This window comes from Denitrobacterium detoxificans, assembly GCF_001643775.1.
Lineage (GTDB): Bacteria > Actinomycetota > Coriobacteriia > Coriobacteriales > Eggerthellaceae > Denitrobacterium > Denitrobacterium detoxificans.
On record NZ_CP011402.1, the window covers coordinates 1,650,284 to 1,664,182 of the forward strand.

A 13,899-nucleotide genomic window follows, 5' to 3' on the forward strand; every position below is an offset into this window, starting at 1 on the left:
GAACTAAAGTGGGATGAAGTGGGATGAATTTGGAGACCGTGTGGTGCACGGTGGCATAAGGTTACGAGAATGAACTAATGCATGCGATTTCAGGGGGATTTCGTGTCTCGTAGGGCACTCTTCGACAAAAGGGCATGCCCTTTTCCACGTTTTACGAGGGTGTGACAATTTGGGACAGCCTATATACCAGTTGAGGCAATGACTACGTATAATCGTATGTAGTTGAATTTAGCTAACAGTTATAGAGGAACTTTACATCGCAAAAGTCAAAAACCTCGGAAACGAGAACTCGTCTCGAACCGTAAAACGTATGTGCGCTCGACAAATATCTTGAGAGAAAACAACTTGAATGACGATGGATCGGCATGGGGGCCGCGGCGAAGAGCGCAAAGAGTGTGACAGGTAAAGATATTCGTCGGTTAGGACGGAGGGGGCTATACCATGAAGGAAACAGCGAGAAAGTCGGAGAGGCTTTTGCTAGCATTAGTGCTGGCCATGGGGTTCTTGTTTGCGACGAGCGGGACAGCATATGCAAACGAGGCTGTCGCCTATGTCGAGAAGAGCTGGGACAGCGCAAAGGCGGAGGTCGTGTCGGAAACGAAGACCGCGGAGTGCACGCCCATTACAAGCAGCACGACCGGCATCAGCGGATGGTATGTTGTCAACGGAAACATCGAAAGCTCCAAGAGGCTGGTCGTCAGTGGAACGGCCAACATCGTCCTTGCCGATGGCGCCAAACTCTATCTGGAAGACGGTATCAACGTGCCTGCTGGCGCGACGCTCAACATCTACTCCCAGTCGGAAGGGGACAGTGCCGGCGAGCTATACTGCGACGCCGACACCAACGACAACGCGGCCATCGGCGCCAACGAGACTTCAGGCGACTGCGGCACCATCAACATCCACGGCGGCAAGGTGACGGCCGACACTAAGACGAAGGGCGAAGACGCGGCCGGCATCGGCGGCGGTGAGGAAGGCAACGGCGGCACCGTTACCATCTACGGCGGAATCGTCAAGGCCTACGGAGGCTCTGTGAACGACGAGGGCGGCGCCGGCATTGGCGGCGGCGACTGCGACGACGGCGTCGGCGGCAACGGCGGCCTGGTCTACATCTACGGTGGCGATGTGACCGCCCAGGGCGGCGCTAATGCGGCCGGCATCGGCGGCGGCGACGACGGCGGCAACGGCGGCCTGGTCTACATCTACGGTGGCACTGTGAACGCCACCGGCGGCTCGGTAAACAGCCGAGGTGGCGCCGGCATCGGCGGTGGCGGCATCGGCAGCGGAGATTGGATCGAAATCTACGGCGGCGATGTGACCGCCCAGGGCGGAGCCAATGCGGCCGGCATCGGCGGCGGCGACGAGGGCAAAAGCGGCGCTATAAGAATCTATGGCGGAACCGTTAACGCTACAGGCGGCTCGGACAACTATGACGGCGGCGCCGGCATCGGCGGCGGCAACGAGGCGGCTGGCTACGACATCTTCATCTACGGGGGCAACGTGACCGCCCAAGGTGGCTGCGACGCTGCCGGCATCGGTGGTGGTGATGATGGCGAAGGCACCAGCATCGGGATCAATGGTGCCGATACCATCGTCAACGCGATTGGCGGCAAATACGGCGCCGGCATCGGCGGCGGCCAGGGCAAGGGCAGCGACAAAATCTACATCAGGAATGGCAGTGTTACGGCTCAGGGCGGCGCTAACGCAGCTGGCATCGGCGGCGGCGAGTCGGGCGCTGGCGGCACCATCACCATCAGCGGCGGGACCATTACCGCGACGAGCGTCTCCGACGGCGCAGGCATCGGCGGTGGCGATTCGGGCGCCGGCGGCACTATCAACATATCAGGCGGCATCGTCGAAGCGACCGGCGGGGCGTATGGTGCAGGCATCGGCGGCGGAGATGCCGCTAACGGTGGCGAGATTAACATAAGCAGTGGCACCATCACCGCGACGGGCGGCGAAGATGCGGCCGGCATCGGCGGCGGCGAGGATGGCAACGGCGGCACCATTAATATCACCGGCGGCACGATCACCTCGTCGGGCGGCAAGAACGGCGCCGGCATCGGTGGAGGCCAGCACGGCACCGGCGGCACCATCACCATCAACTCCGCCACCGGCGAACTCATCACGGCCAAAAGCCCCGAAGACGGTGCCGGCATCGGCGGCGGCGACCTGGCAGGCGGAGGCAAGATCACGATAGAGAACGGCAAGATCAAGGCTACAGGCGGCAGCAGTCATGTAATCGTACCGTTTGACGCTTATGATTTCGGCGGCGCAGGCATCGGCGGCGGCGACGGCGGTGACACCGGCGGCAGTGGTCCCAGTGGCGAGATAACTATCAACGGTGGCGACATCGAGGCGCAGGGCGGCTACAGCGCGGCCGGTATCGGTGCAGGCAAAAGGAGCTCTTGCGAAACAGTGACCATCACCGGCGGCAAGATAATTGCGAAGGGTGGTACAGGGACAGCCTTTAGTACGGGCCGCGGTGGCGCAGGCGTAGGCAGCGGCTCCTTGGGTAGCGGCAGCGGCGCGATTACCATCTCGGGTGGCGACGTCACTGCCACAGGCGGCGCTAACGCTGCAGGCGTTGGCGGTGGCTACGAAGTCGCTGCCGGCACTATCAACATCAGCGGGGGCAAGGTCAGCGCCACAGGTGGGGCGTACAAAGATTTAGGCTCCTCGAGCAGCTGGGACGGTGGTGCAGGCGCCGGCATCGGTGGCGGCCAGGGCAAGAGCGGCGGCACCATCACCATCAGCGGCGGCACCATAGAAGCCACGGGCGGCGCTTCCGAGAACACCAAGGCGGCCGGCATCGGCGGCGGCCAAGACGCGGAAGACGCTACCAACATCACGCTGAGGTACGACGAAGCCGACTACGACATCAGCGTCAAGGCGAGCTCGTATCGTTATAGCAGCGAAGACACGTCGGTCACGTTGACGATGGAGAAACCCTTCATGGACAAGGACACGAGAGAGGGTTTCGAGGCCAAAAGCTATACCGAAAACAACCTTGATACGTTCGACAATAGAACTTTGGTCCGCGCGAACACCTACGGGGTCATGGTGCCTGAGATTCAGGGTGGCAGCATCGTTCCCGACAAGTCCCGCGCGGTAGAGAGCAGCACGGTGACCCTCACCGTGACGCCCGATGCGGAAGGCTGGGAGTTGAAGTCCGGCACGCTGAAGGCCGTTGCCGGGACAACAGAGCAGACGCTCACCCAGGATACAAGCGATTCTTCCAAATACACCTTCGCCATGCCCGCGTCGGATGTTACGGTAACGGCAGATTTCGAGCTGAAGGTCCGCGCGGACAGCATCTCGCTTAACAAAAAGTCCGCTACTCTTGCCGTGGACGGCTCAGAAACGCTGACGGTTACCGCCTTGCCTGAAGAGGCAAACAACGAAGCGCTGCCCGACACCCTCACCTGGACGAGCAGCGATGAAAGCGTCGCCACGGTAGACGACGCCGGCAAGGTGACCGGTGTCGCCCCGGGCACGGCGACCATCACCGTCACCACGAACAATGGAACGGAAGACACAACCGACGACAAGTCAGACACCTGTACTGTAACGGTAACCCAGGCTCAGGTGGCCGCGCCCGCGATAGACTCCAAACCCTACACGGGCGAAAAACAAGTCGCCGACGTGCCCGAAAGCAAAGCCTATACCGTGACGACCAACGAAGGCGGCACGGATGTTGGCAGCTACAGCGTCGTGTTGACGCTTGCAGACCCTACTAAGTACAAATGGGCGGACAGCGACGATGCTGTCAAAACGCTTACGTTCGAAATAACCAAGGCGGTGCTCGATGTGACCGTGCCGGAACTGGCCGCCGTGACTTACGACCCGGCCAAGACCCTTGCAAATGTGCCGCTTCCCGAGGGCTGGGCGTGGGCGAATAGCGCCACTGTGCCCACCGTGGGCAATAGCGGCTACCGGGCTGTACTTGCGGTCGACGACACGAACTACGACTGCGCCGGCGTCGAGGGCTACGACGCGGCCAACCACAAAGTTACGCGGACCGTCCCCCTTACCGTGACCAAGGCCACTGTGGCCACGCCCGAGATTGCGAGCAAAGCTTACACGGGTGAAACGCAGACTGCTGACGTGCCGGCAAGCGACCTGTACACCGTGACAGAGAACGAGGGCGGTACGGAGCCCGGGACCTACGACGTCGTGCTCACGCTGAAGGACCCCGCCAACTACGCGTGGGAAGGCGTCGAGGGCCCGACCGTGACGCTGGGCTTCGTGATCCGCGAGTGCGAGCACGACTGGAACGAGCCCATCTACACATGGAACGAAGACAATACCAAGGTCACGGCGAAGCGCGTCTGCAAGAAGGATGCAAGCCACGTGGAAACGGAGACCGTGGACGTCACCTCCGAGGTGACCAAAGAGCCCGCCGGAGACGAACTCGGCGTGAGGACGTATACGTCGGGCCCCTTCGCCAATCCGGCCTTCACCGTGCAGACCAAGACGGAAACGATTTCGGCAGAGGGGCACGCACATAGCTGGACGGAGCCGACTTACGAATGGGCGGCCGACAACATGGAAGTAAGAGCCTCGCGCGCCTTGACGAATGACCCAAGCTTCGTAGAGGTCGAGACGGTCACTCCCATCGTTACGGACGTGAACCCGAAATGCACCGAGGCGGGCACGAGGACCTACACGGCAAGCTTCAAGAACATCGCCTTCGCGACGCAGACGAGGACGAGCGAGATTCCCGCGACGGGCCATGCGGCCGCCGCGCCCCTGCGCGAAAGCGAGGTGGCGGCCACGTGCGAGAAGGCCGGAAGCTATGACGAGGTCGTCTACTGCTCGGCTTGCGGCGCCGAGCTTTCCCGCGTGGCAAAGGCCATCGACCCGCTCGGCCACGACTGGGGCGATCCGGCCTACGAGTGGGCGGCCGACAACGGCAGCGTGACGGCGACGCTTGCCTGCAAGAGGGACGCAAGCCATGTTGAGACGGAAACCGCCGAGACCACGTCGGCGGTAACCAAGGAGCCGACGGAAGCCGAAGAGGGCGCAAGGACCTATACGGCGACCTTCGCGAACCCCGCCTTCGAGACCCAAGCCAAGACCGAGCCGATCCCCAAGCTGGAGCCAGATGGGGGCGTTTCCTACAGGAGCGCCGAGGGCGACGGCCTGCAGTGGACGAGGGGCAGCTCGGCGACGGCGGATTTCACCTTCAAGCGCTCGGTGGACGACGACGCGACCTTCTCCCACTTCACCGGCATCCAGGTGGACGGGGAGGACGTCGACGCGGCCAACTACACGGCGGAGCCTGGCAGCGTCATCGTGAAGCTGAAGCCGGCCTACCTCGAGACGCTGGCCGTGGGCGAGCATACCCTGACCGCGATGTTCGATGACGCCGGCAGCGTGGATGCGCGCTTCGAGGTGCTTGCGGCGCCCGCGGCGAAGGGCGCCGCCTCGAAGGCCAACTCCGCATCAACCAACTCCGCATCAGCCAACTCCGCGTCAGCCAAGACCGGCGACGCCATGCCGGTCGCGCTGCTTGCGTCGCTCGCCGTCCTGAGCGTCGCCGCGCTGATCGTGGCCGGGGTTGCGAACCGCGCCCGCCGTTCAGCGCATGTCGGCAAGCATGCCCGCCTCTAACCTGCAGGAGATGCTTCTCGCCGCGTAAAATGCGGAAAAGGGGCGGCGCCCCTTTTCCGCATTTTGGTTATACCAACGCTGCGAGAACTCGCTCCAATACTGAAAACGTGGAAAAGGGAATCCTCCCCAAAGCGACAGCCGTGGCCAAGGACCCTACCGAAGTATGGGATGCATGGCCTAATGCGCGCGAGGATGCGCGTGCAGATATTCCTCGACCAAATGCGCGCGCTGCACGTGCGTGTAGATTTGCGTGGTGGAGATATCGGCATGCCCCAGCATGTCCTGGATGACACGCAAGTCGGCGCCACCCTCCAGCATATGCGTGGCACAGGAATGACGAAGCGTATGAGGATGCAGGTCGTCCACGCCTATCGCCTGCCCCGCCTTGCGCACCAACGCATGCACCGCTTGGCGGGTGAGCCTGCCACCGCGGGCATTCAGGAACACGGCGCTCGTTGGCTGCGTAGCGCGCGCAAGGTGCGGCCTACCCTCGGAAAGATAGACCCTCAGCGCGCGCTCCGCCGCACCCGAGACGGGAACCACGCGCTCCTTGCTGCCCTTCCCCATTACCAGCAGGAACCCATCACTCAGGTGAACGCGGTCGACATCCAGGCCGCACAGCTCGCTCACACGCAGCCCGCAGCCGTACAGCACCTCAAGAATGGCGCGGTCGCGCAGCTCGCGCGGCGTATCGCCGCAAAAGAGGTCGATCATGCGACAGGCCTGCTGCACGCTGAGCACGTCCGGCAGATGCTGGGGCTTGCGCGGCAAGCCCACCGTCTCGGTTGGATTAGCCGTGGCATAGCCCTCACGCACCAGGAACTTGTGAAACGTCTTCAACGCGGAAAGAATGCGTGCCATGGTAGAGGGCGCATAATGCAGCCCATCCTTCAGATAGCGCTCGAAGTCTACGACCACCGTACGCGTAACCTGGGAAAAGCCATGTGCGGGGGCAATAGGGCACCCAAAAGCAGGGTTCGTAAGATAGCGCAGGTAGATAGCCAAATCATGCTCGTACGCCTCGACCGTGAGCTCGGCGGAGGCGCGTTCCACACGCAAGTATGAGATGAATTCGGCAATGATGTCTTCCATGCGCCCAGTGTACTACGCTCGGCGCATGGCACGGGAAACGCCCCAGTAAAAAAGATCGGGCTGGAGAGGAGTAGCTCCAGCCCGACATAACGGCATGCTATGAACGTCGCATGCGCATACCCAAAGGGAACCTTACGCCCCGGCGTTTTCCTTCGACGCCGAAACGAAACCGACAAACAGAGGATGAGGCCTGGTGGGACGGCTCTTGAACTCAGGGTGACCCTGGCTGCCCACGTACCACGGATGGCCGGGAACCTCGATCATCTCGACCAGGCGACCATCGGGCGACTGACCGGAAATGACCAGGCCAGCTTCAACAAGCGCAGGACGGAAGGCATTGTTGACTTCGAAGCGATGACGATGGCGCTCGTAGATGACGTTCTCGCCATAGGCCTCGAATGCACGCGTATCGGGAGCAACCGTGCAGGGGTACGCGCCCAAACGCATGGTGCCGCCCTTGTCTTCCACGTCTTCCTGCTCGGGCATGAGGTCGATAACGGGATATGCCGCTTCCTCGTCGAACTCGGTAGAGGTGGCACCCGGCATGCCAGCAACGTGGCGTGCGAACTCACACACGGCCGCCTGCATACCCAGGCAGATGCCCAGGAACGGAATATTATTCTCGCGTGCGAAATGGGCGGCGCAGATCTTGCCCTCGAAAGCACGCTGGCCAAAGCCACCGGGGATGAGGATGCCATTCGCATCGCCCAGGATGTCGCGCACGTTCTGCTCGTTCACCGTCTCGCCATCGACGAGCTGGACGTCGACGTTCACGCCATTGGCCACGCCGGCATGACCCAGAGCCTCGATAACGGACAAGTATGCGTCGGGTAGGCTAACGTACTTGCCCACCACAGCGACCTTCACCATGGAAGAGCAGCTGTTCTTGGCGTCGAGGAATGCCTGCAGCGGAGCCAGATTAATGGGCTTCGCCTCCAGGTTCAAGCGCGCGAGCACGGCCTCGTCAAAATGCTGCTCGTGCAGGCCCAGGGGCACGTCGTAGATGCTGGGGGCGTCGGAGCACTCCAGAACGTCTTCGGGAGCAACGTCGCAGAACAGGGCGATCTTCGCGCGAACCTTCTCGGAGACTTCATGGTCGCTGCGGCACACGATGAAATCGGGCTGCACGCCCATGGAGCGCAGCTCCTTCACGGAATGCTGCGTGGGCTTCGTCTTCACTTCGTGAGCTGCGGAGATGTAGGGCACGAGCGTACAATGCACGAACACGGAATTGCCCATGCCGAGCTCCTTACGGAACTGGCGAGCGGCCTCGATGAACGGCTGGCCCTCGATGTCGCCGATGGTGCCACCGATTTCCACGATGACGATATCGGCCTGGGTCTGCTCGCCCACGCGACGCAGACGTTCCTTGATGGCTTCGGTTACGTGAGGAATGACCTGCACGGTGCCACCCAGGAAATCGCCGCGACGCTCGCGCGCGATGAGGGTCTTGTAAATGGAGCCCTGCGTGAAGTTGGAAGCGCGGGTAAGGCTCTCGTCGATGAAGCGCTCGTAATGGCCCAAGTCGAGATCGCCCTCATGGCCGTCGTCGGTAACGAACACCTCGCCATGCTGAAAGGGGCTCATGGTGCCCGGGTCCACGTTCAGGTAGGGATCCATCTTCTGCATGGTCACGCTGTAACCGCGAGCCTTCAGCAAGTGGCCCAAGGACGCAGCGGTGATTCCCTTGCCCAACGAGGAAACGACGCCGCCGGTAACGAAGATATATTTGGACATGATGCTCCTCACGATAGAATTCAGCAGGAGCGTATCGCGTCCGCGATACGCATGCGGCGCACGCGGACAGCACTAAACCACGCGGCACACACGTCTTTCTATTGTAGCGAGCGAGAAAGCGTCGGGCGATAGAGAAGGGCACGTGTTAACACATGCGTAACAAAGAACTGAAAGTTATCGGCGCTTCAGGCGACGCATGAAGCGCTCTACGATGCTGAACTCCTCAACGCGGAACAGGCGACATGCGCCAAAGACAACCGCCAGGCCGACGATGCCGCAGATGGCAAGCTGGATGATGGCATTCGCCATAGCGCCAATGCCAGGAATGGTGGGGATGAACGCCAGCAGCAACGCCGTGGGCACGCAGCCCACCACAGTGGCAAGCACCGTTCGAATGGTAGTCTGCACCGTCTTGTTCTGCGGGTCCTTCCCCACGTAATGATTGAGCAAGACCACCGAAGCGACCGCACGCACCGTGAAGTAGATGAAGTCGGCCACGGGCACGCCCATGAGGCCCAGCACGCCACGCTGGCACAACACGGCATACAGAATGAGCTGCAGCACAACGATGGCGCAGTTCATGAGCGCGAACGCCATAAGCTTGCGCAACGAGGCAAACGCCTTGTACAAATACATGCCCACCGAATACAAGGGCAAGCTGAGAATCCACACCTGCAGAATCTCGCTTACCTGGTACACGTCATCGCCCGTGAAGGCGCCGGCATGGAACAGCGAGATAAGCGGCTGGGCAAGCACGAACAGCAGACCCGTGAGCGGGATAATCATGAAGAGCGTACCGCGCAGGCCCTGCCCCACCTGCGAGCGGAAGCGCGAAATATCGCCACGCGCCACCGAATCGCTCATTTCGGTAAACATGGTGCTGGAAAGCGACACTGCCACCACGCCATAGGGCAGCTGATACCACATCCAGGCATACGACAGCGTCGACGGGCCATTATCGGCGCCGACCAAGCTGAAGGCGTTGCGGAAGCTCACTGCCACGACATTCGCCACAATGTAAATGAGTGAGGGCACGGCAATCTTGATGGTCTCGGCGATAGCCGGGTCCTTCAAGTTAATGTAGGGACGCCAACGATACCCCGTCTTCAAGAGCGCGGGGATCTGAATCACGAACTGAACGGCAACGCCTAGCGTGGCACCCACGCCCAGCATGATGAGGGCCGCCGTGGAATTAACCTGCGAAAGCGGCACGTACGCGAAAAACGTGATGATGACCACGATATTGTTGAGCGCCGGCGCCACGGACGTAAGCAAGAACGAGCGCTTGGCGTTCAGCACGCCGGTGATGACGCCACCCAAGCCATAGAACACCAGCTGGAACGCGAAGATGCGGAAGAACATAACCGTCTGCTGGTACACGTCGGAATCAGCGCTCTGCGTGAACGTCTGCGTAGCTACTACCTGCTCGGCAAAGATGCTGCAGAGCACGGAAAGCGCACCCAACAGGATGAGCGTGATATTCAGGATGTTCGAGGTGTACTTGCTCTCGCCTTCCTTGCCGAAGCGTTCGCGCTCCAGAAGAAGCACGGGCAGGAACGCCGTAGAAAGAAAGCCACCAGCCACCAGCTCGAACACCACATTGGGCAGATTGTTGGCAACCTGGTAGGCGCTCGTGAGCATGGAATTGCCCAGGGCGAACGCCATGGCCCACGTGCGAATAAGGCCCGACGCACGCGATAGCAGCGTGCCGAGCGTCATGAGGCCGGTATTCTTGATAACGGAGTTGCGCGCGTCGTCGCGCGATGAGCTTTGCGTATCCATAACGGGGAAAATGGTAGCATATAGGGGCATTTATTGATTACGAACGCAGACGAGGTCTCTATATGCACATCTTGGTAGTACGCAACGACGAAGGCGCAAAGGCAATCGATGCGTCGCTGATGATTTCCGCCTACCTTACCAGCCAGGGAATCACCTGTTCCATCACGAATTCGATCGACGTGACGCCCGATTACATCGAAGGCGCCGACATGGCGGTCGCACTGGGCGGCGATGGAACCATCCTGCGCACGGCGCACATCGTGGGCTACACGGGCATCCCCATCCTGGGCATCAACTTTGGCCACCTGGGCTTCCTGGCAAACGACCCCACCGACAGCGTCATTGCCATGGTGGCAAGCGCACTCGCCGGAGAATGCACGAAGGAAGAGCGTACCAACCTGCGCATTAGCGTGCTGTGCGAAGGAGACGACGAGGACGCCTTCGACCACCTGAGCACGAGCCCTTTCGACCGCTCCAACGACCGCAGCTTCTTTGCGCTGAATGAGATTTGCGTCTCACGCGGAGCTTCGGGCCGCATCATCGGGTTCGACGTGGCGTTCAACGGCGATCGCCTGGCCAACATGCGTGGCGACGGCATGGTGGTAGCAAGCGCCACGGGCTCCACCGCCTATGCGCTTTCCGCTGGCGGCCCGCTCATCGCCCCCGGGTTCCAGGGGCTGGTCGTGGTGCCGCTGGCGCCGCATTCCATCTCGGCGCGCGCCGTAGTCACCGACCCGAACGACATCGTCGACGTCACCCTCTTCGATACGCCTTCGGAAAAGGACGCAACGCTCTTCATTGATGGCTGGCACGACGAACTGCCCGCCCCCATTCGTGCCGTGCGCGTCCAACGCGGCAGCACGCCAACCACCCTTCTTCGCTGCAACTACAAGGGCTTCTACGTTCAGTCGAAGAAGGCGTTCTTCTAAACGCAAGATCGCAAGAACGAAGCAAGCACGGGTTATGCGGACAAGGAGCAGACAATGGGCACATGGATGGATGCAACGCTGGGAAAGCTGGGGTTTGGCTGCATGCGTCTGCCAAAAACCGATGATGAACTGGACATGCCCGCCATCTGTGCCATGTTCGACGCGTTTCTAGAGGCTGGGTTCAATTACTTCGACACCGCCCACGTGTACCTGGGAGGACAAAGCGAGGTAGCACTGCGCGAATGCCTCGTAAAGCGCCACCCGCGCGACTCCTTCTTCCTTGCCGACAAGCTTTCGAACCAGAACTTCGAGGTCGAGGAAGACATCGACCCACTCCTCGACCTCGAGCTAGAAACGCTGGGCGTGGACTACATGGACATGTTGCTCCTGCACGCCCAGAATGCAACCAACTACGAGAAGTACACCGCAACCCACGCGTACGAGCACGCCTTCGCTTTCAAGGCGGCAGGTAAAACCCGATACGTGGGGATGTCATTCCACGATTCTCCCGACGTGCTCGAGCGCATCCTGAACGACCATCCCGACCTTGACGCCGTGCAACTGCAGGTGAACTGGGCCGATTGGGAAAGCGCTTCCGTCCAGAGCCGTGCGTGCGTAGAACTATGCGCGCAGCGAAACATCCCCGTCATCGTGATGGAGCCACTCAAGGGCGGAAACCTCGTGAGCGTTCCCGAGCCCGTTCAGCAGATCATCGACGACATGGACAACCCAGAGGGGCTTTCCAACGCGGGGCTCGCGCTACGTTTCGCAGCGACGCACCCCAGCATAGCCATGGTACTTTCGGGCATGCGCACCATCGAAGACGTGCGCGACAACGTACGAGCGATGCGCACCCCAACGCCTCTCTCGAAAGCGCAAGCCGAGTCGCTGCAACAGGCCGCCGAGAAAATCGCCTCGATGGGCATGATTGCCTGCACGGCATGCCACTACTGCACCGACGGCTGCCCCGAGGGCATACGCATCCCCGAAATGCTCGATTGCCTGAATACGAAACGCGTATTCGGCGGTTGGAATCCCAGCTGGTACTACAACAATTCGCTCGTATCCGAAGGACACGCCAAGGCGAGCGAATGCCTGCAATGCGGCATCTGCGAAGAGGCATGCCCGCAGTTCCTGCCCATTTGCGACTTACTCGAAGAAGTAGCCTCCGAGCTGGAAGGCAACTAGTTCTTCTTCATTACCGGGCGGCGGTACTCGGGCTCCACGGTAAGCAGGATAGGACCACCCTCAGTGATGGCCACCGTCTTCTCGAAATGAGCCGCCGGCTTGCCATCGCGCGTAAGCACCAGCCAACCATCGTTACCCGCGCGCGTCTTGCGCGTCCCCATGCAGATCATGGGCTCGATGGCGATAACCATGCCCTCTTCCAAGCGCAAGCCCATATGGCGATGCCCATAATTGGGAACATTGGGATCTTCGTGCATGTCGCGACCCACGCCATGACCCACGTATTCACGCACGACGCCATACCCATGGGCTTCCGCATGTTCCTGGCACGCATGCCCCACATCGCCTAGGCGATTACCGGGACGGGCTGCCGAAATGGCGCGCCACATGCACTCTTCCGTTACATCGAGCAGCTTCTGCACCTCGGGCTTAATACGACCCACGGGGTACGTCCAGGCGTTATCGCCCACCCAACCGTCGACGATGGCGCCCGTGTCGATGGAGATGATATCGCCCTCGTGCAGAATGACGTCCTTACTGGGAATTCCGTGAACAATCTGGTCGTTCACGGAAGAGCAAATAGTTCCGGGGAAGCCGCCGTAGCCCTTGAACGCAGGAATGCCACCTTCGGCACGAATGATTTTCTCGGCATGCCTGTCCAGTTCGAGCGTGGAGATGCCTGGTTCGATGATTCGCCCTACTTCGCGCAGAGCCTTCGCCGATAGCCTGCCCGCCTCTTTCATCGCTTCGATTTCGGCAGGCGTTTTCCTGATAATCATTCCAATCCCCGCATTCCCTTGCAAACGCGCCAGTCGCTACATGCACAAATCGGCAAACGTTGCCCCCACTACGCGCGCCAAGTCCTCGCCATTGACGATAATCTGCTCGCCACGTTCGCCGGCGCTGATATAGATTTCATCGAATAGGACCGCAGTCTCGTCGATGAACGTGGGGAACTGCTTCTTCATACCCAGGGGCGAGCATCCACCACGCACATACCCCGTAAGAGGCGTAAGTTTCTTGAGCGGCAGCATTTCCACGCGCTTGTCGCCCGCAGCGCGCGCGACCTTCTTCAAATCGAGTTCGCAATTCGTGGGAATGCAGCATACGACATGCCCCATGCGCTCGCCTACCAAAACGAGCGTCTTGAAAAGCTGTTCGGGGTCTTGCCCCAGCGAAGCAGCTACGTGCATGCCGGAAAGATCGTTTTCATCGACTTCGTACGTAGCCGTACGATATGCCACGCCCTCGGAATCGAGAATGCGCATCGCATTTGTCTTGTGCAACTTCTTACCCATGGCTCAATTCTAGCACTCGCCCGCTCGCAAACGGCATCTTCCCAAAGCCCACATGCACGCAGGCAAGGGCCCAACACCAAGGCACGGTGTGCATATGATGATGCCACCCCAGGTATTTGACGGAACGACCCCAACAAAGTAGACTTACGTACCGCGCATACGCGCTTCTATTCGCTGGGCCATCGTCCAATGGCAGGACTCTGGTTTTTGGTACCAGCTATGTAGGTTCGAATCCTGCTGGCCCAGCCAATCTTTCT

8 protein-coding genes and 1 tRNA gene are annotated in these 13,899 nt (G+C 60.7%); 4 read left to right on the forward strand and 5 right to left on the reverse strand.

What is annotated here, in order from left to right:
* Window positions 1-441: 441 nt before the first annotated feature.
* A complete protein-coding gene (locus AAY81_RS06990; RefSeq protein ID WP_143117344.1) occupies window positions 442-5,616 on the forward strand; it encodes an Ig-like domain-containing protein in 5,175 nt (1,724 codons plus the stop codon).
* Between the two features lie 177 nt (window positions 5,617-5,793).
* Here the strand turns inward: AAY81_RS06990 and AAY81_RS06995 are convergent, their stop codons facing one another.
* The 3 genes from AAY81_RS06995 to murJ all read right to left on the reverse strand — a co-directional run bounded on the left by AAY81_RS06995 (window position 5,794) and on the right by murJ (window position 10,227).
* Window positions 5,794-6,708 carry a site-specific tyrosine recombinase gene (locus AAY81_RS06995; RefSeq protein WP_066663160.1) on the reverse strand — a complete coding sequence of 305 codons (915 nt, stop codon included), beginning with the start codon at window positions 6,706-6,708 and terminating at the stop codon, window positions 5,794-5,796.
* A gap of 132 nt (window positions 6,709-6,840) precedes the next feature.
* Complete coding sequence (locus AAY81_RS07000) at window positions 6,841-8,445, reverse strand: CTP synthase (RefSeq protein WP_066663163.1); 1,605 nt, start codon at window positions 8,443-8,445, stop codon at window positions 6,841-6,843.
* Window positions 8,446-8,619: 174 nt separating this feature from the next.
* Entirely contained in the window at window positions 8,620-10,227 is a 1,608-nt protein-coding gene (murJ, locus tag AAY81_RS07005) for a murein biosynthesis integral membrane protein MurJ (protein WP_066665100.1), read from the reverse strand.
* A gap of 62 nt (window positions 10,228-10,289) precedes the next feature.
* Here murJ and AAY81_RS07010 point away from each other — a divergent pair, with 62 nt between their 5' ends.
* Both AAY81_RS07010 and AAY81_RS07015 read left to right on the forward strand, forming a co-directional pair.
* Window positions 10,290-11,156 carry an NAD(+)/NADH kinase gene (locus AAY81_RS07010; RefSeq protein ID WP_066663166.1) on the forward strand — a complete coding sequence of 289 codons (867 nt, stop codon included), beginning with the start codon at window positions 10,290-10,292 and terminating at the stop codon, window positions 11,154-11,156.
* A gap of 54 nt (window positions 11,157-11,210) precedes the next feature.
* Window positions 11,211-12,344 carry an aldo/keto reductase gene (locus AAY81_RS07015; protein ID WP_082867910.1) on the forward strand — a complete coding sequence of 378 codons (1,134 nt, stop codon included), beginning with the start codon at window positions 11,211-11,213 and terminating at the stop codon, window positions 12,342-12,344.
* On the opposite strand, the gene map is transcribed toward AAY81_RS07015, so the two are convergent.
* Window positions 12,341-13,123, reverse strand: coding sequence for a type I methionyl aminopeptidase (gene map, locus AAY81_RS07020; RefSeq protein ID WP_066663169.1), 783 nt, complete (start codon window positions 13,121-13,123; stop codon window positions 12,341-12,343). The two genes, AAY81_RS07015 and map, sit on opposite strands and share 4 nt — an antisense overlap.
* Before the next feature lie 36 nt (window positions 13,124-13,159).
* Window positions 13,160-13,642: a Cys-tRNA(Pro) deacylase gene (gene ybaK, locus AAY81_RS07025; protein WP_205630816.1), complete on the reverse strand. Its 483-nt coding sequence runs from the start codon at window positions 13,640-13,642 to the stop codon at window positions 13,160-13,162.
* A 175-nt stretch (window positions 13,643-13,817) separates the two neighbouring features.
* Here ybaK and AAY81_RS07030 point away from each other — a divergent pair.
* A tRNA-Gln gene (locus tag AAY81_RS07030) sits at window positions 13,818-13,891 on the forward strand.
* Window positions 13,892-13,899 lie beyond the last annotated feature (8 nt).